This window comes from Bradyrhizobium tropiciagri, assembly GCF_018130545.1.
GTDB classification, from domain to species: domain Bacteria; phylum Pseudomonadota; class Alphaproteobacteria; order Rhizobiales; family Xanthobacteraceae; genus Bradyrhizobium; species Bradyrhizobium tropiciagri_A.
In genome coordinates, this window is sequence record NZ_JAFCKF010000007.1 from 360,036 (window position 1) to 381,065 (window position 21,030).

19 protein-coding genes and 2 pseudogenes are annotated in these 21,030 nt (G+C 59.1%); 7 read left to right on the forward strand and 14 right to left on the reverse strand.

Features of this window, described 5'->3' with window-relative positions; translation table 11 throughout:
- The first annotated feature begins 4 nt into the window (after positions 1-4).
- The gene (locus JQ616_RS29620) at positions 5-1,165 is read left to right on the forward strand and encodes an ABC transporter substrate-binding protein (RefSeq protein ID WP_212020741.1); all 1,161 of its coding nucleotides are present in this window, start codon (positions 5-7) and stop codon (positions 1,163-1,165) included.
- A 216-nt stretch (positions 1,166-1,381) separates the two neighbouring features.
- Here JQ616_RS29620 and JQ616_RS29625 read toward each other — a convergent pair whose 3' ends face one another.
- The 10 genes and pseudogenes from JQ616_RS29625 to JQ616_RS29665 all read right to left on the reverse strand — a co-directional run bounded on the left by JQ616_RS29625 (position 1,382) and on the right by JQ616_RS29665 (position 12,226).
- Complete coding sequence (locus JQ616_RS29625) at positions 1,382-2,758, reverse strand: methyl-accepting chemotaxis protein (protein ID WP_212020743.1); 1,377 nt, start codon at positions 2,756-2,758, stop codon at positions 1,382-1,384.
- Between the two features lie 402 nt (positions 2,759-3,160).
- Complete coding sequence (locus JQ616_RS29630) at positions 3,161-4,348, reverse strand: enoyl-CoA hydratase-related protein (RefSeq protein ID WP_212020745.1); 1,188 nt, start codon at positions 4,346-4,348, stop codon at positions 3,161-3,163.
- Positions 4,349-4,470: 122 nt separating this feature from the next.
- Positions 4,471-5,445: an NAD(P)H-dependent flavin oxidoreductase gene (locus tag JQ616_RS29635; protein ID WP_212020747.1), complete on the reverse strand. Its 975-nt coding sequence runs from the start codon at positions 5,443-5,445 to the stop codon at positions 4,471-4,473.
- 66 nt (positions 5,446-5,511) lie between these two features.
- A complete protein-coding gene (locus JQ616_RS39690) occupies positions 5,512-6,525 on the reverse strand; it encodes an AMP-binding protein (RefSeq protein ID WP_212020749.1) in 1,014 nt (337 codons plus the stop codon).
- Complete coding sequence (locus JQ616_RS39695; RefSeq protein ID WP_212020751.1) at positions 6,519-7,181, reverse strand: AMP-binding protein; 663 nt, start codon at positions 7,179-7,181, stop codon at positions 6,519-6,521. The genes JQ616_RS39690 and JQ616_RS39695 overlap by 7 nt, the downstream gene beginning before the upstream one ends.
- 126 nt (positions 7,182-7,307) lie before the next feature.
- Positions 7,308-8,366 (reverse strand): acyl-CoA dehydrogenase family protein, encoded by a 1,059-nt coding sequence (locus JQ616_RS29650; RefSeq protein WP_433996011.1) that lies wholly within the window; start codon positions 8,364-8,366, stop codon positions 7,308-7,310.
- Positions 8,320-8,457, reverse strand: a pseudogene (locus tag JQ616_RS39940) (acyl-CoA dehydrogenase family protein); the annotation flags it as partial. The gene JQ616_RS29650 and the pseudogene JQ616_RS39940, both read right to left, overlap by 47 nt.
- A gap of 142 nt (positions 8,458-8,599) precedes the next feature.
- Entirely contained in the window at positions 8,600-10,168 is a 1,569-nt protein-coding gene (locus JQ616_RS29655; protein WP_212020755.1) for an acyl-CoA synthetase, read from the reverse strand.
- Positions 10,169-10,200: 32 nt separating this feature from the next.
- The gene (locus JQ616_RS29660) at positions 10,201-11,394 is read right to left on the reverse strand and encodes an acyl-CoA dehydrogenase family protein (RefSeq protein ID WP_212020757.1); all 1,194 of its coding nucleotides are present in this window, start codon (positions 11,392-11,394) and stop codon (positions 10,201-10,203) included.
- Complete coding sequence (locus tag JQ616_RS29665; protein WP_212020759.1) at positions 11,360-12,226, reverse strand: crotonase/enoyl-CoA hydratase family protein; 867 nt, start codon at positions 12,224-12,226, stop codon at positions 11,360-11,362. The genes JQ616_RS29660 and JQ616_RS29665 overlap by 35 nt, the downstream gene beginning before the upstream one ends.
- A 267-nt stretch (positions 12,227-12,493) precedes the next feature.
- Between JQ616_RS29665 and JQ616_RS39945 the strand changes: the two are divergent.
- The 4 genes and pseudogenes from JQ616_RS39945 to JQ616_RS29680 all read left to right on the forward strand — a co-directional run.
- Positions 12,494-12,712: pseudogene (locus tag JQ616_RS39945) on the forward strand (transposase); the annotation flags it as partial.
- Between the two features lie 74 nt (positions 12,713-12,786).
- On the forward strand, positions 12,787-12,981 hold the full coding sequence (locus JQ616_RS39950) for a zinc ribbon domain-containing protein (RefSeq protein ID WP_433996012.1): 195 nt from the start codon (positions 12,787-12,789) through the stop codon (positions 12,979-12,981).
- Positions 12,888-13,223 (forward strand): zinc ribbon domain-containing protein, encoded by a 336-nt coding sequence (locus tag JQ616_RS39955; protein ID WP_212020762.1) that lies wholly within the window; start codon positions 12,888-12,890, stop codon positions 13,221-13,223. The genes JQ616_RS39950 and JQ616_RS39955 overlap by 94 nt, the downstream gene beginning before the upstream one ends.
- Positions 13,220-14,059, forward strand: a complete 840-nt coding sequence (locus JQ616_RS29680; RefSeq protein ID WP_212020764.1) for a TetR/AcrR family transcriptional regulator — start codon at positions 13,220-13,222, stop codon at positions 14,057-14,059. Before JQ616_RS39955 ends, JQ616_RS29680 begins: the two co-directional genes overlap by 4 nt.
- A gap of 117 nt (positions 14,060-14,176) precedes the next feature.
- On the opposite strand, the gene JQ616_RS29685 is transcribed toward JQ616_RS29680, so the two are convergent.
- Both JQ616_RS29685 and JQ616_RS29690 read right to left on the reverse strand, forming a co-directional pair.
- On the reverse strand, positions 14,177-14,734 hold the full coding sequence (locus JQ616_RS29685; protein ID WP_212020766.1) for an aromatic-ring-hydroxylating dioxygenase subunit beta: 558 nt from the start codon (positions 14,732-14,734) through the stop codon (positions 14,177-14,179).
- 1 nt (position 14,735) lies between these two features.
- Positions 14,736-15,992: an aromatic ring-hydroxylating oxygenase subunit alpha gene (locus JQ616_RS29690; RefSeq protein ID WP_212020768.1), complete on the reverse strand. Its 1,257-nt coding sequence runs from the start codon at positions 15,990-15,992 to the stop codon at positions 14,736-14,738.
- A gap of 196 nt (positions 15,993-16,188) precedes the next feature.
- Between JQ616_RS29690 and JQ616_RS29695 the strand changes: the two genes are divergently transcribed.
- Positions 16,189-17,400: an NAD(P)/FAD-dependent oxidoreductase gene (locus JQ616_RS29695; RefSeq protein ID WP_212020770.1), complete on the forward strand. Its 1,212-nt coding sequence runs from the start codon at positions 16,189-16,191 to the stop codon at positions 17,398-17,400.
- A 109-nt stretch (positions 17,401-17,509) separates the two neighbouring features.
- Here JQ616_RS29695 and JQ616_RS29700 read toward each other — a convergent pair whose 3' ends face one another.
- Positions 17,510-18,163 carry a TetR/AcrR family transcriptional regulator gene (locus JQ616_RS29700; protein ID WP_212020772.1) on the reverse strand — a complete coding sequence of 218 codons (654 nt, stop codon included), beginning with the start codon at positions 18,161-18,163 and terminating at the stop codon, positions 17,510-17,512.
- Between the two features lie 518 nt (positions 18,164-18,681).
- Here JQ616_RS29700 and JQ616_RS29705 point away from each other — a divergent pair.
- The gene (locus tag JQ616_RS29705; RefSeq protein ID WP_212020774.1) at positions 18,682-19,755 is read left to right on the forward strand and encodes an MBL fold metallo-hydrolase; all 1,074 of its coding nucleotides are present in this window, start codon (positions 18,682-18,684) and stop codon (positions 19,753-19,755) included.
- 53 nt (positions 19,756-19,808) lie between these two features.
- On the opposite strand, the gene JQ616_RS29710 is transcribed toward JQ616_RS29705, so the two are convergent.
- Positions 19,809-21,029: a CoA transferase gene (locus tag JQ616_RS29710; RefSeq protein ID WP_212020776.1), complete on the reverse strand. Its 1,221-nt coding sequence runs from the start codon at positions 21,027-21,029 to the stop codon at positions 19,809-19,811.
- Between the last annotated feature and the right edge of the window lies 1 nt (position 21,030).

Consider the following 21,030-nt stretch of genomic DNA (forward strand, 5'->3'; position numbering starts at 1 on the left):
GACCATGATCAACAGATTTGCGGCAGCGTTGCTGCTGGCGACCGCCAGCCACGCCGGAGCCGTCGGGACCGCTGCGGCCGAGCCTGGCATCACCGAGACCGAAATCCTGATCGGCGACGTCGAGCCCTTGACTGGGCCGCCTGCGCTGCTCGGGGTCGCAGCCTCGATCGGGCACAAGATCGCGATCGCGGAGGCCAACGCCGCAGGGGGCATCAACGGCCGCAAGATCAGATATGTTCTCGAGGATGACGGTTACGTCACCGCGCGCACCATCCAGGGCGCGCGCAAGATCGTCGACGTCGACAAGGTGTTCGCGATGGTCGGCCTGTCCGGATCCGGCCAATCCATCGCGGCGATGCCGGTGCTGGAGAAGGCGGGCATCCCCACGGTGATCGATGTGGCGCCGGTGAAGCCCCTCTGGGAGCCGCCGCGTAAGAACGTGTTTATCGTCGGGCAGTCGTACGAGGAAGGCATCAAGCACCTTGTCGCCTTCCTCGCTGACAAGAACCCGGGCAAGAAATGGGGCCTGATTACTCAGGACGACGATTACGGCATCGCCGTGCATGACGGGTTCGATTCCATGGTGAAGCCCAAGAAGTTGAGCGTTGTCTACAGCGGCAGCTACAAGAAGGGCCAGCAGGACTTCTCGTCCGAGATGCTCCAGCTTAAGGACGCCGGCGTCGAAGTATTCCTGGCCGGCGGCATCATTGCGGAAAACGTTGCGATGATGAAGGAGCTGGAGAAGCTCAACGTCAAGCCGGTCACCGGCATCTTCTGGCCGGGCCGCATCGAGCCTGTGCTGAAGCTGATTGGGCCGGCCGGCGACGGCATCTACGCGGTCGACTATGTCGAACCATTCGCGGGCGAAGCCGGCAAGGCTTTCCTCGAGAAAGCCAAGGCGCTGGTGTCTGAGGCGGAGTTCAAGGGCATCAACCGGTACACCATGGCGGGCTACGCCGCGGCCAAGGTCCTGATCGCCGCCATCGGACGCTGCGGCAAGGACCCGACCTGGGCCTGCACCATCGCCGAGTTGGAGAAGACCTCGAACGTCGAAACCGGCGTGATGGCTCCGATCAGCTTCGGTTCCGGCGTCCGCTTCTCCAACCAAAAACTGAAGATCATGCAGGCGGATTTCTCCACCCTCAGCTTCAAGCCGGTCGACTAATCTGGCTTCGCCGACGGGTGCGCTTCAATTAGCTCTCCGACTTGCGCACGCGGGGCTTTCATCAAGGATGCTCAGGATTAAGCTCAAACGTAGATATCGCTGAGGCCGCTAGTTTGCTTCAGCGAAACCCTTCTATATCGTCAGACCGCCAGGGGCATGACCGAGCAGTCGGTACGTGAGCTTTGGTCCATATGCGAGACGCGCTTGGTAGACCTACTAAGCCGCCTGGATTTTGACGAGGAAACCATCGACGTTAGTGCGCAAAGTCTCAGTCTGGGTGCCGAGTTGCCGAGTGAGAGTGAGAACTCGGCCAGCGGCGGCGCCGGTTTTGCCGGCTGCTTGGGCGACCTCGGCCATGGTGTCGGACATCTGGCTCGCGCTGGTGGCCGTCGCAGTCACGTTCGTCGCGATTTCTTGCGCTGCTGATCCTTGCTGCTTGACTGCAGACGAAATGGTCATCGCAATCTCGTTCATCGCACCAATTGTGTCACCGATGTTCTTGATTGCTTCGACGACTTGGCTCGTCGCCGCCTGCATTGTGGCAACCTGCGCCGAAATATCTTCAGTAGCCTTGCCGGTTTGGGCGGCGAGGGATTTGACTTCGCTTGCGACCACCGCAAATCCCTTGCCAGCCTCGCCGGCGCGCGCTGCCTCGATCGTCGCATTCAACGCTAGGAGGTTGGTTTGGCTTGCAATGTCGCTGATGAGTTCGACCACGTCACCGATTTTCTGCGCGGCGGCTATTAGGCCTTGCACCCTCGTATTGGTCCTGTCCGCCTCGTCGACTGCCTGGCTTGCGATCCGGGTCGATTGCGTGGCCTGATGGCCGATCTCGGAGATAGACGCGAAAAGCTCCTCGGTTGCGGCTGCCACAGTCTGAACGTTACGGGACGCTTGCCCAACCGCTGTGGAAACCGTTGTCGCATGCGTTGACGTCAGTTCGGCCGTCGTTGACATCCCTTCTGAGTTTGTGCGCATCTCGACTGTCGCTGAGGCCAACGCTTCCACTTGGGTTCCAATCGACGTTTGGAAGTCTTGGGCAAGTTTTCGCATCTGCTCCCGCGCCTGATCTGCACGTTGGACGCGCTTTGTCGAGTCCAGAATGTACGAGATAAGGACACTGCCAGCGCTCGACTTCTGCGGTACCCAATGTGCATCGACATAGATGATCTCGTTTGTGTCGAGAAGACGCCCCTTCAATGCTTCGCGGGAGTATATCTCGCCCTGGTTAAGCATAGTCGCGGCATCCTTCAGGTAATCGGCCACGGTGCGACCGTCCGCTTGCGGCTCCGTAGCGATCTTGATTGGCCCGGCTTCCAAGACGTGCTTCTGGTCTTTGGCGCCGAGAATGCGGACGGCAGCGTTATTGCAGTGAACGTAACTTCCGTCTTTCTTAATCAGTATCCCTACGGGGCTTGACTCGTATGCTTCGCGCCAGATCTCGACTAGAGCAGGATCATGTCTCATCGGCCGACGTCGGTACATCTGAAAGATGGCGATCGCGAGCAGCGGGCAAGGCAGCAATGGAATCGCAAGTTCGAACACGCTCATCATAGGCTTCTTTCCAGGGATGAAATAAAGGTCGGCCAGCATGTCAGAAGATCGTATTAGCTGCGTTGCCGACTCTCACAATGGTTCAAAGAAGGGCTGTGCTGGGTTGCAAAGAGGCGGTTGCTGTACGCTCTTACGTCACTTTCATAGAGCATCACGTTCGTGTTTCTTTTGCCTTAACCGTCAGACAGTTCGGAGATCGCTGATGACGAACTATTTGAGCAGAATGAGATCGCGCGGAGCTGTCCTAGCTTTGCGAACACCTGACCCAAGGCGCGACGACCCATTGCTGAAGAATAAGCCTGAATTAGGCAGTGCTTCGTAAGTTCTGGCCAAATCAACCTAGGAGCCAGCATCTGTTGCTCTAGCCAGAAAGAGATCAAGCAGGCCGACTGTTCTATCCTCAACTCAGCTTCAAACCGGTCGACGACGCGGGGGTCTCCATTATCTTCCCCGGAATTGAGGGCGACGCTTGGCGGCAAAGCTAGCTATTCCCTCCTGCGCGTCGTCCGTTCCGGCGGCTCGAACAATCGAGTCATTCTCGGCCAGAAGCTGCTCAGTAAGGCTGGTCTCGAATGACTGACGCAGCATGCGGCGCATAGCGCCGTATGCGCGCGTAGGCCCCGACGCTAGCTTGGCAGCGATGCCGGCGGCCTCCGCCTCGACGACGTCATCGGGAACGAGACGCGAGACCAGCCCGTAGTCGAGAGCGTCCTGCGCGCTCAAGCGGCTATTGAGAAGGAACAGTTCCTGCGCGCGCCTCAGCCCAACCATCCGTGGAAGAAACCAAGTATTGCCGCCATCCGATGTTAGGCCCAGCCCACCGTAGCCGAGGACGAACCGCGCATCGGCCGCAGCGACGGCGATGTCTGCGGCATAGAGAAGACCGAGACCGCCGCCGGCTGCAGCGCCGCGAACCGCGGCGACAATCGGAGCATCTATGCCCGTCAGCCGCTCGATCGCCAAATGATAGGCGTCGATCATGCGACGAAGCTTATGCGGCAGCTGCTCGGGAGCTGTCCCTGCGAACAGGCTGACGTCGCCGCCCATAGTAAAGTTGGGCCCATTGGCGCAGATCAGGACCGCACGAACGCCGGACGTTTCGACCAGTTGCGAAACGGCCTCTCCCAGATCCTTGGCCATCTCCTCATTGATAGCGTTGCTCTGTTCGGGACGGTTGAGACGTAGGGTCGCGACGCCATCGGCAAAATCGAGCAGGACCGTTCGCGCTGGGCTCGCAGCATCACGCCAGCGGGCAGTATCGGTATATTGCTCCAGGGAGCGGATCCGTCCATCCTCGAATGTCAGAAAATGAGCGAAGGCTGCATTGAGGGGCGCACCACCCTGCTTGCCTTGGCCGCGGTAGCGTCCCGTGACCAGCAGGTGATCATTCCCAATCTCGAGAAAGCGCTCGGCCTCCGCGCGGGCGGCGAAATGCCGGGCGATCCCTCCCCAACCATTACGTCGCATGGCAGCCGGTCCATCGTGCTGTCCGCCGATACCGAACGGCATACCTTCAGCGATATGTCCGACGAAATCGGGATGGAGCAGGGCATCAAGCTGATGCCGATCACCGGCAGCCAAGGCGGTGTAGAGAGACCGTGCCAGATCCGAGATTGATCGCGCTTGCATCCGATATTTCCCCTTCCATGAACACCGCGGTGTGACTACTCTCGGCCGTGAAGATCCGAGCTTCCGCCCCCGCGGGCGTCCTCGGCCGGTGGTCCGGCTCATTTCATGAGCCTCTGATTGGGCTAGGCGAGCGCTCGCGTTCTGAAGTCGACACCTGCCGCGGTAAATTCGACCTTCAATCGTTCGACAAGCTCAGCGACCGGCGGCGCGTCAACGATCTGACCGATACCCTGCCCGGAGCCCCAGATATCGCGCCAGGCTTTCGCCTTCGTATTGCCGCCCGAACCGAAGTTCATCTTGCTCTTGTCCGCCACCGGAAGATTAGCCGGATCGAGACCCGCAGCGGCAATCGAAGGACTGAGATAATTTCCATGCACACCGGTAAAGAGATTGGAATAGACAATGTCGTGAGCCGCGTGATCGATCAGGGCCTGCTTGTAGCCGGGCTCAGCGTTTGCCTCCTCAGTTGCGATAAAGCGCGTGCCTATGTACGCAAGATCAGCTCCCAGAGCGATCGCAGACGCAATGCCCCATCCATCGGCGATCGCGCCGGACAGTAGTACGGTCCCTCTGAACCACTGTTTTACCTCGCGGACGAGCGCGAACGGCGACAACGTCCCGGCATGCCCGCCAGCGCCGGCACAAACCAGAATGAGACCGTCGACGCCCTGTTCGGCTGCCTTGCGCGCGTGCTTGACGTTGATGACATCGTGAAACACCAAGCCACCATAAGAGTGAGCTGCCTCTACGATTTCCGAAGGCGGGCGAAGCGACGTGATGATGATCGGGACCTTGTGCTTCACGCAGGTCTCCATATCCTTCATCAGCCGGTCGTTGGACGAATGGCAAATCTGATTGACGGCATAAGGCGCGATCTTTTTCTCCGGATGCAGTGCTTTGTGCTCACCGAGTTCCCCTGCAATCCTCGTCAACCATTCGTCCAGCTTCTCGACCGGGCGAGCGTTTAGCGCCGGAAATGAGCCGATGATGCCCGCTTTGCACTGGGCGATCACGAGTTCGGGACCCGAGACGATGAAAAGTGGCGAGCCCAAAACAGGAAGTTCGAGGGTATTTCCGAGCCAATTAGGAAGAGACATCTTGTTTTCCATCTAGACGAGAGCGAAGCGCGATTCGACGGCGGCGTTCTGATTTCTTCCCGGAGGTTAATGACCGGAAGGCAATGCGCGAATTTCCTTCTTGAGTTCAAGCCGTGAAAGCTTTCCCACAACAGTCTTTGGAAGCCGAGTTCGAATCTCGAGCAGACGCGGCATTTCCATCGGCGATAGCTTATCCTTCAGATGAACTTGAAGTTGGTCCAATGAAAGTTCATGGCCGTCGCGAAGTACGACAAATGCCTTGATATTCTCGCCGCGATAGGGGTCGGGAACACCAATGACGATGACTTCAGCGACCGCAGGATGAGAGTAGACCGCGCTCTCGACGTTCGTTGGATAAACGTTGTACCCGCTAGCGATGATCATGTCCTTCAAGCGATCCACGATAAACAAGTATCCCCTTTCATCCAGATAGCCAATGTCCCCCGTTCTGAAGAAGCCATCGACCATCGAGTCTTTCGTTTCCTCTTCTCGCTTCCAATATCCTTTCATCACCTGTGGCCCCGCAACGAGGATCTCGCCCGACTGCCCTCCAGGCATTTGCCTCGTCGGATCGCCGGTGTCGCGGATCTCGACAATCGTGCCCGGGACGGGCAACCCGACCGCGTGAAGTGGTTCATCGGGTTTAGCCGGCATGATGGCGACCACCGGCGACATCTCGGTGGCACCATAGACTTGCTGAACCCGGATGCCGGTTGCGCGTTCGAAATCCTGCATCACATCTGGAGGCAACGGCGCACCGCCGCAAAGTACTGCTTTGACGCCAGCCCAATCACTGGGGGTCGTCGACTTGGTCATGAGCAGTGCGATAAAGATAGTTGGGACGCCGCCGAAGAAGGTCGGGCGGCGGCTGCGCAGGATCTCCAGAGCGTCCTCCGGCAGGAATCTCGGCACAACGACGAGTTCGGCGGCGATCATGACCGAAAGGATCAGGCAAAAAGTCATGCCGCTGATGTGGGAGAATGGTAGTGGGATGAGGACCCGCTCCGATCCTTCCTGCAGAGATGAAAACCAGATGCGGGCCTGACGAGCATTCGTTGTCATGTTGGCGTGCGTCAGCATCGCCCCCTTCGGGAGCCCGGTGGTTCCGCCGGTATACTGGAGCCTGCCAACGTGCCAGTCGGTTCTATCGGAGGGGCAGTGAATTTACCGTCGTTGTTGAGCAATTCGCTGAACGGCAGAACGCCCACGGGACTCGACAGCGAGCCCTTCGTGGCGAAGCGAAGCTCCGCGACACCCGGCGAGACCGTGACAATTTGCGCCAGCGTTCCTCTTTCAAGAGACGGCATCAGTTTCGCCAGGCTCTCGGGGTCATCCAGCGCCAGGATGACTTTGGCGCCGCTATCACCAAGCATGTACTCGATGGTCGTGATCGAATACAGGGCATTGATGCTGACGACCGCCGCGCCAACCGAAAGTGCACCGTAGAACCAGATTGGAACAGCCGGATGGTTGGGCATCATGATGGCGACTCTGTCGCCTGGTGCCACACCTAGACGCTGCAAGCATTTCGCGACGCGCGAGACGAGCGAATACATCTCGGTGTATGTAAAGTGATGATCATCAAGTGACAGGGCCGGTCTATCGCCGTGGCGCTTCACCACTCCTTCGAGAAGCGCAGGCAACGATTGTGGCGAGACATCGCCAAGGTCGTGCGGAATGGCTGGCGGATACTCGCTTAGCCACGGATGGGATCGGAAACTACGGTTGTTTGACACTGCGGATCGTCCTTCTTGATTGTTTCCTCATATCGGCGTCATCGTAACGCTCTCGTATCGCGTCGACTAAATGCAGCGAATTTGGCTCCGCGGACCAGGTCTTGACCTCGCGAGGGCACATTTCTGTCATAAGAGCTTGGCGACCTCATCAAGCATGACGGCCGCGGCGCCGCCGCCCAACGAGAACGGCCGGGTGTCTCGCCAAATTCTCTCGATCTCCATGCCGCGCATGTAACCAGACGCGCCGTGCATTTGGACGCACCCGTCCACCAGTCGCTTCATTAACTGAGGTACCGTCGCTTTCATCATTGACGTCTCAAGCCGGGTGCTCTCGCCGCGGCTCTTCTTCGCCGCGGCGTGATAGATGAGAAGCTTCGCGGCCGCCAGATCGCTGGCATAGCCGGCCATCTCGTGCCGTATCGACTGAAGATCCCAGAGCGTGCGCCCATAGGCGGGACGGTTCTTGACGTACTGAAGCGTAATTTCGAGCGCCCGCTCCATCATGCCGATACACTGCGAGCACATGCTCATCCGCTCGCGCTCCAATCGCTGCATGAGCACATAAAATCCTCGCCCCTCTTCACCGAGAAGGTTTCCGGACGGCACTCTAAAATTCTCAAAGAACACCTCGCTCATGTCGGATGAACACCATCCGGTTTTGTTGAAGTTCGACCCAACCGAGATTCCCTGGCTCCCTTTCTCAACGACGAACAGTGAGAACCCCTTCGCACCTCTTGCGGCCGGATCGGTACGCGCAACCGTGATGAAGAGATCCGCGGAGACCGCGTTCGTGATGAACGTCTTCTGGCCATTCAAAAGCCACCCGTCCCCGTCCCGAACTGCAGTCGTTTTCATGCGGGTGAGGTCGGACCCACCTCCCGGCTCCGTCACCGCGAAACCCAGGATCCGCCTTCCAGCGGCCACGTCGGGAACGAAGCGCCGTTGCTGTTCGCGCGTGCCAGCCCCAACCACGACCGGGAGTGCCATGTCGGCATGGTCTGCGATCGACGCAGCTACTCCTCCAAAACCTGAGCGTCCGAGCTCCTCGCCGAAGATAACTGTGCCGAGCGCATCGAAATCGGCCCCCGAGTTCGGTCGGCACCGCAAGACCAAGAAACCCAAGAGCCCCCATTTGCTCGTACACATGGCGCGGCACCGACCCGGCCGCTTCCCACGGCTCGGCATGCGGAACGATTTCGTTGACCACAAACTTGCGGAGCTCCGCTCTGAATTGGCGGTGGACATCGCTTAGATACTCTGCGTCAAGATCCAGCATCGAACTGTCTTTCTGATAGGGGAAGTGCTGACGTGGCTTTCATCCAGACCGAGTGACACGCGGCGTTCACCTCGATCCAATGGCCAAACCGACATCCGCTCTGCGCCTCGATCATGTCCGCAGACTGCTATCGATACGACGTCTAGTTCACTTGACGCGGCGCGCCTTTCCAGAACCCTGCCCGCAACTCGTGCTTCAGGATCTTTCCGGCTGCCGACAACGGAAGGGCATCGCGAAACTCGACGCTACGCGGGCACTTATAGTTTGCGATCAGTGTCTTGCAGTGCGCAATCAGCGTGTCTGCGTCGAGTTCAACCCCGGGCTTGCGGACGACGACCGCGTGAACGCTCTCCCCCCAACGCTCATTGGGAATCCCGATGACCGCACATTGAGAAACTGTCGGATGTTTCATCAACGCGTTTTCGACTTCGGCGGAGTAGACATTTTCACCTCCGCTAACGATCATGTCCTTGAGCCGATCGACGATGTAAATGAAGCCATCGTCGTCCATGTATGCCATGTCCTTGGAATACACCCAGCCGTTGCGCAAGGTCTCAGCTGTCTCCTCCGGACGGTTCCAGTAGCCAAGCATGACCGCTCCGCCACGTATAGCGATCTCGCCCACCTGGCCTCGGCATACCTCATTGCCGGCGCTGTCTACAATTTTAGCTTCTGCCAAAAGTCCGGCGCGGCCCGCAGACTTGAGCTTTCCCGCGCGGCGGCCTTCGGCCGTATGGTATGCGGGAGGAAGGAACACCACTCCGCCGCTCAGTTCCGTCATGCCGTAACCTTGCGTGAAGTGAATGTTCGGAAGAGATGCGACGGCGCGATCCAGAAGCGTCTCCGATATAGGCGCGGCGCCGTACACGACCCACTCGAGGCTGCTCAGGTCGAAGTTGTGAAACTCCGGATGGTCGAGAATCATTTGCACCATCGTCGGTACGATGAGCGTATCATTGACGCGTTCTCGCTCAATGAGCACCATTGCCTCACGTGGATCGAAGGACGGCAGGAAAACATGCGTGCCCCCGACGGCCAGGGCGGACCACATACCGAGCCCTCCGGCCAGATGAAATAGCGGAGCTGCGTGCAGGGAGACGGCCCCAGGACCGCTGCCAGCCATAATGCGGCCCGCTGCAGAAGCGTTGAGGGTGTTCTGGGTGACCATGACCCCCTTAGGAAAGCCTGTCGTTCCGCCAGTATAGAAAATGCCGGCGAGCTGATCGCCGTCGTCGTCGCTGGTCGTCTGGGGGATTGCTGCGGAGTTCGCGATTAACGCTTCATAGGAGATCATTCGGGACGGCACCGCCTCGTCGCCAGCATAGATCAAAGTGCGGAGGAGATCGGGTGCGACAGCCCGCAGGCGATCTCCCATTTCGCGGAACGTATCATCGACGAGCAGAACGGTGGTTTCGCAATCTTCCAGAGAGAATAGAATTTCCTTTTCGCTCCAGCGCGTGTTGACGGGATTGGCGACTGCGCCGATCCGGAATACCGCAAGGAAGTATTCGAGATATCGATCGCAATTCAGGGCCAGCAGACCGACGCGATCGCCTTTCTCGATGCCGAGCGAACGAAGTCCGCTCGCGAGGCGCGCAACGCGCTCGCCTAGCTCGGCGTAGGTTCGCTTTCGGTTACCGAAAACCGTGGCGATCCGGTTCGGTGAATGGCGAATAGCACGCGACAAATGCTGCGTAAGATACGCTGGCATGGTTTCCCCTCTCAGAGTTGTGCAGCGTTTCTTCAGAGCCGCTTAGCAATTTCGTCGAGCATGACCTCGGTCGCCCCACCGCCTATGGTCATGAGACGCGCGTCCCGCCCAAGGCGCTCGATCGCCGTTCCATGCATGTATCCATAACCGCCGTGAAACTGCAGACAATCACGGACGATGTCCTGCAACGTTTCGCCCGCAAGCGCCTTGACCATCGAGACTTCGCTGACCACGTCGTCGCCGCGAGCACTCTTGATCGCGGTGGCGTACACGAGCGCCTGAACAGCTCGCATCCGCGCGTAAAGAAATGCAATTCGTTGGCGGATGGCCTGCTTGTCCCACAAGCGTCCACCGAAGGCCCGACGCGCCTTAAGATACTCGACTGTGATCTCCAGGGACTGCAAACCCATGCCAAGGCTCATCGCCCCCAGGATAAGGCGCTCGTTCTGAAAATTCTCCATGATGCCGTAGAAGCCGCGGTTTTCCTCGCCAATCAGCGCGCTGGCGGGCAACCTGGCATCATCGAAAACGAGGTCAGCAATATCGGACGACAGCATGCCGTGCTTGCGTGCCATCGGGCGCACAGTAACTCCTGGCGTGTTGCGCTCCACGAGGAACAGCGATAGCCCCCGACTAGGTTTCGCGGTTGCGTCGGTCCGAGCCGCTACGATGAAAATGTCGCCGTTCAAGGCGTTGGTGACATAGGTTTTCGTCCCATTCAGCACCCAGTTGTCTGCGCGCCGCGCAGCGCGGGTCGCGAGGCCAGCCACGTCTGAACCGGCTTCCGGCTCGGTGACCGCGATCGCGCAGATCAAGTCACCTCGGATCACGGCCGGGAGATAGCGCTCCTTCTGCTCCTTACTGCCTCGGCCACTAATGTGGGTCGATGACATGTCGGTATGGACCAGCACCGCCTCGGGCAGACCGCTGAACGTGCAGCGTGAAATCTCTTCCGCGAACGCCACCGAAGCCACCGGGCCGAGATCGGCGCCCCCGAATTCAAGGGGATGGCAGAGGCCTAGGAGCCCGAACGACCCAAGACGCTGAAATTCGCCACGACCGATGCTGCCGTCACGCTCCCAAAGATCCCCTTGCGCGAGCACAACGTCGCGGACGTAGGCTCGCGTCTTCGCACGAACTTCAACGACCCGCGGGTCATCAAATGATTGAACGGCTTGCGGATGGCGCATGTTATTGGCGGGCCGCCAGGCCACGGTGAGGGTCAACGGGAGACGTGACTGCCGTTACCGTCGCAGGGGTTGCCTCCTCGAAGCGAGGCGGTCTTCCCTCGCGATCTGCATGGACCGTTTCCATCTGGTTTCGGCTACCCACCAGGACCTGCTGCTCGATGCACTCGTCGATTAGGCCAGCCTCCGGGCTTACGACCACGGCTCTGTTGAATAGCCGCTTCAGCGCACGAACGGCGTGCGGGCTCCGGTCGGCAATCTGGCGCGCGGTCGAGAAAGCCATCGACCGCGGATCATCCGCGAGCCGCGTCGCGAATCCGTAAGCGAGCGCTTCCGTTCCGGAGAATTCACATCCCGTATAAGCCAATTCGCGAACTATATCCTCACGCGCCAAATGACGCATGAGCTGGGTTGCCCCCATATCCGGGATCAGACCCCAGCGGACCTCCATGACCCCAAGTCTCGCATTTGGCGTCAAATAGCGGATGTCGGCTCCCAGTGCCAATTCGAAGCCACCGCCAAGCGCAAATCCGTGAACGGCCGCAATCACGGGAGCTGGGATTTCGCGCCAAATCCATGCCGCATATTGGAATCGATTGCATATTCCGTGGGTGCGGGACGCGAGGTGGCCGACACCCGCGATCTTTCCGGATTGCATCTCCGCCAATACGCGCATGTCGATGCCTGCGCAGAAGCCCGGCCCCTCCCCGGACAGCACTACGGCGCGCACTCCGTGCGCCCCCTTCAATGTCTCTCCAGCCTCGATCAGCGCATCGAACATTGCACCATCCAGCGCGTTGCGCTTCTCGCTTCGGGACAGCCGCACCTCCGCGATCCCAGCATTGATTTCGATGCGAACTCGTTCACTCATGGCAACCCCTCAAGATTGCAAAACGATGTCATAACTCTCTTTGCGGGTTATCACGCACGAGGGCTCTGAGCGTCGATTAGCAGACCGACGCGTCGGTCGATTAATGGGAAATACTTGATCTATAGGGATGTGTCAACTTAAAGTCTGCTCGATCAGAATTGAACCCGCAAGATTGGCCTCACGCCGAAGCATCGCGATAAGCCGGTTACGCGCCCAATAGTTCAGCGTTGCCCAGGCGATGGTTTTGTCCGACGGAACGTCATCGATCTGCCGCGCACTACCACCCTGGACCGCAAGCGGCTTGCGACCGCGCAGCGGGCGGTCGCCAGGCGGCAGAAGGGCTCGCGCAACCGCGAAAAGGCGAAACGCAGAGTGGCCAGGCTGCAGGCCAGATACGCCAGTCGCAGGAGGGACGCGGCGCACAAGGCAACCACGACCATTGCCAAGAACCACGGAGTGGTCGCCATCGAGGACCTGAAGGTAAAGCAGATGACCAGGACCGGACGCGGCACGGTCGAAGCGCCAGGGGCGCTGGTCCAGAAGTGGGCGAACGAGAACCGGTGGGGGTCTCGCCCCGAACGATCAGGACCTTGCTGGAGTACAAGGCGATCTGGTATGGCTCCCGGATCATTGTCGTCGATCCGGCACACACGTCGCAAACTTGCAGCGCCTGCGGCGCCGTCGATGCAGCGAGCCGCATAGCCGGTCCCGCTTCGTCTGCACCAGTTGCGGGACGATGTTCGATGCCGACGTGAACGCGGCGAAGAACATCCTCTCCATCGGCATCACCCCAACCGGAGGACCTTCGGGGATGGCCTGTGAATCGAGCCGGACTGCCGGCCGGAAGCAGGAAGAAGACGCCCGCGAGGGCGGAAGCTCAGCCTTCAGGGCCGAGAGTAGTCACCAGCGCACTCGGCGCAACCAAGGCCAGGGATGTTTCTGCGGAACACGAAAATTATGCGAAGCCCAAGGGCAGACGACTACGCCGAAAAGGTGAACTCGATCCTGGAAGCGGGAGCGGCGCGGTTTGCGGAGTTCGGGTATCCTTCCGTTAAGATGGAGGATATCTCCAACGCATGCAGGATAAAGAAGTCGACTCTTTATCACTACTTCCCGACGAAGGACGATCTGCTCTACGCGATCATCGACGAGCACATGGATAATGTACTGAACGGCGTTGAGGAAGTCGTCGGCCGGACCGGCAAGCCGGAAGATACGTTTCTGCAACTTCTGGAAGTCTACACTGTAAAATCATCGGAATCCCGCCGCAGACACATCGTCTCGATCAACGATCTCAAATTCCTCCCCCCAAAATATCAACGCGGACTACTTGAGCGTCAGAAGCGCGTCGTGACTTGCATCGCGAGTGCACTGCATCGCCTTAATACTGCTTATCCGCGCGAGCTGCTTAAATTCTACGCGATGCTATTAATCGGAATGCTAAACTGGACGGACGTCTGGTACAGATCGTCGGGCCCCGTCATTCCGGCGGAACTGTGCGAAAGAGTCGCGAGGCTCTTCATCACCGAATTTCGGCTTCACCAATCGGACGGCGACCGCGCAGGACTGACCCGATTCTTGATGGCCGCTTCTGCCGAAGAGGCCACCGTTACGCTCTCTTTCGGTCAGATCTCAATGTTGATCAGCGAACCATTGCCGGAAGCCGCTGTAAGTTCGCCTTTTTGGTGGACAGACGAACGACTGAACGGAAGCTGCTCGCTGGTTGAATGCTGGCGCAGCGCAGGCTTCGAAATCGACATGGTCCACCCTGATTCGAAGAGCGGCGGTGTGCGTTTCCGGCGAAAGGCGGCACTGAATGCGCATGGCCGCTGATCATCCGGAGCCACTCTGGGGACGACGAAACCGCTGCTGAGATAGATCGAACTGGAGTTCCGATCGATACAATTCCTTTATAGGCTCAAGGCTGTACGCACGCGCCCGTGGCGAAGATCAGATTAGAAAGGAGATCGTGTAAATTGGCTTGTTGTTGTTGACGAGCACTACCTTCTTGTAGGCCATCTTCAGTTCGTCTTGCACTCTACGCAGCTGATAAACGCATCGAGCCGCCCACATTGTGTCGCCGCGGAGGTTCGTTTCGAATATCTGCGAATTGCAGGCAACGCCGATATCCGGCCCATTCGAATGCAGTAACTCAACATTTCCGATTATGCGCGCCAGTTGCGAGGGGGGCGTCTGGGAATGACGTCGGCCCGTCTTGAGCTGGCGTATACGTAATGCGATGCGGGAACGATTGTCGTAAATCAGCGACATCTGCTGTTCCGGATCGGTGTCGGTACCGTTCGCCGGAACCCAGTATACTCCGTCATCGGTCCATAGAGCCTCCCATTCATCGTAATCGTGCGCGTCCTGGAAACGGGCTTCTCGATAGAGGAACTGGGTAACCTGGCGGTACAAATCGTGGTCGGGGTTCGCCGCATAGGCCAATCCCTTCCCCGTCCACTCCTTCAATATATCAGGTTGGACGGCAGCTTCGGCTTTTGCGTTCATTTTAGTGCGCTTCCATCAGAGAACGATAATGCTTCCAGATTTCCCGCGATGGCAAGTCATCGGTGGAATGGCCTACTAACAGGCCGTCTTCATCACGTCGCTCACGGTGCTCGCCTCGCTTCAAATAGAGGTATTCGGGGGACCTGATTTCGAGGCCGCGTTGATTGCGCTCGTACATCTCCGTGTCGTCCGCCAGCAGGAAGCCAGCCGGACCGACAGAGCCCATGGTTTGCTGTCGGAGCCGACGATTGATCTCAGGCGAATCCTTGAACTGAATCGCGGTCACGTGCTGGATCGACTCGGTCGCAGAGACCGGCTGGATCACAAAGATTTGGATCTCAGCGATGAACAGGTTGGGAAAGATCATGACGTGCGGCATTCCGTCGATCATGATCTGACGCGCCCGTTGCTCGCCGTAGGTCGAGTTCATTTGCGCCACGTAATCCGGCAGCTTTTCGGCCGTAGTTCCGAACCAGCTCATTGGCTCGTTGCGGCGACGAAACTCGGGCCGAGGATCGACCTCCGTATGACCGTTGCCAAAGCTACGCGTAACTGCGACAGCGTCGGCGCCATACAGTGATCCGATTGCACTGTCGGAAACCGAGAAAATTGACGAGTGTACGAAGGCCGGATGGTAACCGTCGCATTCGTTCTCAAGGATGAATTTCCAGTTCGCCCGGGTTCGGTGGCGCAAAAAGCCGGCGCTCAGGTTGAGTTCGCCGGTGGGCGAATTATCGCAGGCTTGATCGAGCGTTCGAACTGCTCCGCCTAGATGCTCGCCAAGCGTCGGCCCATCGAGTGCCATGGAGGCGAAGACGAACCCGCGATAGATTGCCACTCTCGGCACCTTGGAGAGGCCGAGCTTGGATTTGTCTGCGCCGTTGTAGCCCTCCGGAAATGCATAATTCATCAACGTCCCGTCGTTCGAGAACGTCCAAGAATGGTAGGGGCAAGTGAATGAGGTGCGATTGCCCTTCTCCTGCACACAGACGGCGTTGCCCCGATGCGGACAGCGATTGAGCAACAGGTCGATATCGCCTCTGCGGTTTCTCACCATCAAGACTGGCATCGGGCCGATCGACTTCGTTACGAAATCGTTCTTGTTGGGAACCTCGCTTTCGTGGCCAACATAGACCCACGTCCTGAACCAGATCTTCTCGACTTCCTCCTTGAAGATCATCTCGTCATGGTAGAGCGACCCGTGGACCATGCCGGGTTGGATGAGATCATCCCATTGCTTGCGATGGTTAGTCTCCATTCCGCGCTCCTCGTATTCCCTGGGTCAAAACTGCGAGACCCCTTTATAAAACCGGACAACCGGATTATAAAAAGGCCGACCCGGGTTGTCAATCCTGGGCGGTCCTTCCAGGACCTTTAATCAGCTAGGGGCCTGCGGGTTAGACCCCTAGCCTTCAGCCCTGCAATTCCAGTGGCTTAGGTTAAGGAGAAGCGTTTTGAGCCGGACGATAATCGTTGGCGCGGGCCAGGCCGGCTTCGCTGTCGCGGCGCGGTTGCGGAGCAAGGGCTACGAGGGCGAAATCGCCCTTATTGGGGATGAACCCGATCCGCCCTATCAACGACCACCGCTATCGAAGAAATACCTCATGGGCGAGATGTCGCGCGATCGGCTCTATTTCCGGCCCCCGAGCTTTTATTCGCAAAACGCGATCGACCTTCGGACGGGAGTGGTCGTGCGATCGATCGATCGTCGCGACCGATCCATCCACATTGACGGCGTGGCACTGCCCTACGAGACGCTTGTTATTGCGACGGGAGCGCGGCCGCGTCGGCTGCCCGCATCGATGGGAGGCGATCTTGGCAACGTGTATTATGTGCGTACGCTGACGGACATCGACTTGGCGGCCCCCCAATTTCGACCCGGTGCTAGGCTGTTGATCGTTGGTGGCGGATACATCGGCCTGGAAACGGCCGCAGTTGCCGCGAGCGCCGGGCTCGAAGTGACGGTGATCGAAGCGAGCCCTCGTATCCTCCAACGTGTTGCATCATCGGAAACGGCTGCGTTCCTGAGGCGGATTCACCGCGAACGAGGCGTTCGGCTGATCGAAGGAACAGGATTGAAGCGGCTCCTGGGCGATGACCGGGCGGGCGTTGCCGAAACTGACGACGGCCAGCGACTAGAAACCGATTTCGTCATCGTCGGGATCGGGGTCGTTCCGGAAACCCGCCTTGCCGTCGCGGCGGGACTGACGGTCGATAATGGAATTCAGGTTGACACCCAAGGCCGTACGTCCGACCCTTCGATTTTTGCCGCCGGCGACTGCGCCTCGTTTCCACACTGCGGCGAGTATCTTCGACTGGAGAGCGTTCCGCACGCAATCGATCAGGGAAATGCTGTCGCAGACGCCATCATGGGATCCTCGGCTTCCTACGCGGCAAGACCCTGGTTCTGGTCTGATCAGTACGATATCAAGCTGCAAATCGTAGGTTTGAATACCGGCTACGATCGCGTGATCGAGCGTGCCGGCGTGAGAGCAGGCACAGCATCATTCTGGTACTTTCGGGGACGGAAGTTACTCGCCGTCGACGCAGCCAATGATGCTCAGGCCTATGTTATGGGAAAGCGATGGATCGACGCAGGCCAATCGCCCGATCCGGATGACATCGCCGATCAATCGAGGCCACTGAAGGAGATCGCTGCACATTGAGCCCTACGGCAAGCTGCCGCAGTCTAGGACAGCGATCATGCGATCGTCGGCAACTGCAACACGTGGAACTGCCGCCCGATCACGCGTCCGGTAGGACTCAAATCAGACCCTAGCTCGCGTCATCGGCGACAAGGTTGGTGCGCGAGCGGCGTCCAGGCATGCGGAGTTGCTCCGGTTTTTCGGCGAGAAATCCACGGAGGTACAATCGCGAGATTAGCTCGCAAAGCTCGTCCGGTTTGATTTTCCCCGACGGCTTGTACCAAAGGTCCGTCCAGTTGAGCATGCCCACAAGCAGCAACGCATAAGGCCCGTACACTTCTTCGGGAAGCCCCGGATTCAGCTCTCGCAGTAGCGCTCTAATGGTGTCCGTGACCCTACGTTCGAGATTTAGAATCTGCTTCTGTTTCGATGCCGGCAAAAATTTCACGTCATTCATAGCGCTTACATGACGCTGACGCGACTGAGCGGATTTCGTTACGAAGACCTCGACAAAGCGATAAAACCGCTGCTTCGGTGAACTCGCCTCATCGAATGCAGCTTCGATTTCGGCCAATAGTCGCTCCAGATGCTCGCGCAGCAACGCCTGAAGCAGGTCGTCCTTGGTCGGGAAGTAGTGATACAACATCGACTTTGTTGCGCCACAAAGCTTCGCGACATCCTGCAACTTCGCACTGGGATATCCGACCTTGGCGAAGAGCGATGCCGCGCTGTCCAAGATCGATTGATACTTTGCACCGTAGTCGTCTGCACGCACCCGTGGCATTCTTGATGTTCCTGTTTCCGTTGCGCTCGCCGCTCCGCGATCGCTCTCGCCTATAGTGGTCCTTCTGCGTGCCTCCGGCTCGTCAGCGTGCAACTATATCACATGCCCCTCCCTACACGATGCCCCCAAAGACAGTCTGCAGCCATTCGACCGTCGGTCGAGAGCTTGGCGGAGGGGCCGCTCGAGCCGGGAACGGTACATCTCACCCGATTCTGCAATACGGCTCCATCGAAAACACGCATTGACATAGTCCGTCTCGTCGGTCTTACAATTCATTGCGAGATCAGGCGACCGGCCGACCGCCTTCGCCGTCGACGTATCGTCGTGACAATATTGGCTGAACGCTTGTTCCTTCTGAAGTCGGGACATCTCATTCAACCAGTTGTTTGAGCACGAAGGATCTCGGCTTCTATCCATCATTGGACCGGAATCGGTATGACGGTGCCTTGCACGTCCAGGACGCAATCGGCGGGTTAGACCGGGGGCCCGGCTGGGTCAAAAACAACGAAGAGCACAGCATGTCGATCGATGTCGTCAAGCCGGAAGCCAAACTGGCGTATCCGTTTCCCGAAGCGCCAAGTTCCGGACGGTTGATCGAGGTACGCCCTGGTCTCCTGTGGCTTCGGCTCCCCCTACCCTTCAAGCTCGACCATGTGAACATCTACCTGATCCAGGACGGCGATGGATGGGTTATTGTCGACACCGGCATATCGACGAACGAGGCAAGGGCTGTCTGGGACAGCTATTTCGCGGGCGCATTGGCCGGGCTGAAGATCACCAAAGTTCTCGTGACGCACTTCCATCCCGATCACATCGGACTTGCCGGGTGGCTTTGCGACCGGTTTCAGGCGCGATTGCTAACCAGCCTGTCCAGCTACATGAGTTGCCGGGTCATTTCCCTAGACCCGCTGGCCTTCGAGTCACCGCGCAACGGGCTCTTCTACAGGAGCCACGGCATGGACGATGAAGCTGCGCAAACCGTCAGCACTCAGGGCCACGAATACCTGCGGCAGGTCGACCCGTTGCCCGACACGTTTCTGAGGCTGGTCACGGGTGACGCTCTGATGCTCGGCGACAGGACGTTTCGGGTCGTAACGGGAGATGGCCACGTCGCGGAACAGGTCATGCTGTACTGCGAAGCCGAGAAAATCCTGCTCGCGGCCGATCAGGTGCTTGAGCATATCTCACCTAACGTGAGCGTGTGGGCAGGCGAGCCTGACGGAGATCCCCTCGGTCACTACCTCCGCAGCCTGCGATTGTTAATAAGCGATATCCCGGATGATGTTCTCGTCCTGCCGGGTCACATGCGCCCGTTCTATGGGCTGCACACACGCGCGCAGGAACTGATCGCGCATCACGAGCTGCGCTGCGGGATCATTCTGGATGCATGCCGCGACGCAGACCGTTCCGTGGCCGAGTTGGTGCCCCTGTTGTTCCAGCGCGCCTTGAACCCGCATCAGATGGGTTTCGCCTTCGCTGAGACCCTGGCGCATGCTAACCGCCTCGTCCGGCGAGGCGAACTCGACGTGCTGTCGCGGCAGGAGCGATTTCTGTTTCGTCTTGCGCGGCCGCGAGCTCAGCCAAACGCCTAGCCTTGCCGTCGCGGCCGACGGGCTGAGCCTGGCGTTGGGCCGCAGGCCGCCCGTCATCGCGGATTGTGAACAATCCCACGGTCGTGGAGACGACCATAGGCCGCGCCATCGATCCCAAGAATCTCGCCGAGAACCGCTTCGGTATGCTCTCCGAGCGCAGGCGCCGCTCCGACAGGCCGCGGATCGAACGCCTCGAACCGTAGTGCGGAGCGTGGTGACAGCATGCGGCCGACGCCTGACTGCTCTACACTGTCAAACAGGGGATTTTCGACCGAGCAGGCCGGGTCGGAGTGAACCAATTCGTCGACGTTTTGATAAGGGCCCCAGCAAACACCGGCGTGATCGAAGCTCGCCGCGACTTTGGCGAACGATCGCGCCGCAATCCAGCCTCCGATCGCAGCTCCGAGCTCACGACGCGCAAGGAAACGATCCCCCTCCTTCGTAAGGTCAAGTCCAAGCCGCGCTCCGAGCGTTTCGACCGTTTTGGCAAGACCGGTCGCTTCAACCAATGAATTCCACTGCTTCAGCGTCAGGCCGATCGCGATAACGCGCCGTCCATCCGCGCAGGCGAAATCGCGCCCGAACGCTCCGAACAGATCATTGCCATAGCGGCCACGGGCACAGCCGAGCTGCGCTTCCGCGATGAATCCAAGGTGTCCCATCACCGAGAGAGCGACGTCTTCCAGGGCCAACTTGACATGCTGGCCCTGGCCCGTCCTGCCCCGGTGCCGTTCTGCAGCCAATAGACCGGTCGCAACCAGATGGCCGGTTGCGACGTCCCAAGCGGGGAGAACGTGGTTGACGGGGGTTTCGTCGCTCGCCGGCCCCGTGACGTAAGGGACGCCGACGCGCGCGTTGACAGTATAGTCCACCGCCGAGCCACCCTTGTGGTCGCCTTGAAGGGTGACCTGAATGAGGTCCGCGCGCTTGGCTTTCAGCTTGTCGTAGTCGAGCCAGCCGCGTGGCGGAAAGTTGGTGACGAAGAGACCGGCGCCTTCGCCCGGCGCGGCGATCAGCGACATCGCGATCTCGCGCCCCTCGGGATCGGCGAGGTTGAGCGCAACGGATCGTTTCGACTTGTTGAGCCCGCACCAGAACAGGCTGACGTCGTCGTGCGACATCGGCCAGCGGCCGAAATCCAGCCCGCCGCCCAGCGGGTCGATACGGATGACGTCCGCGCCCATCTGCGCCAGCGTTAAGCCGCCCAGGGGGGCCGCCACGAAGGCGGATGCCTCGACGATGCGCAGATCCGAGAGGATGCCCTGTCCCGGCATG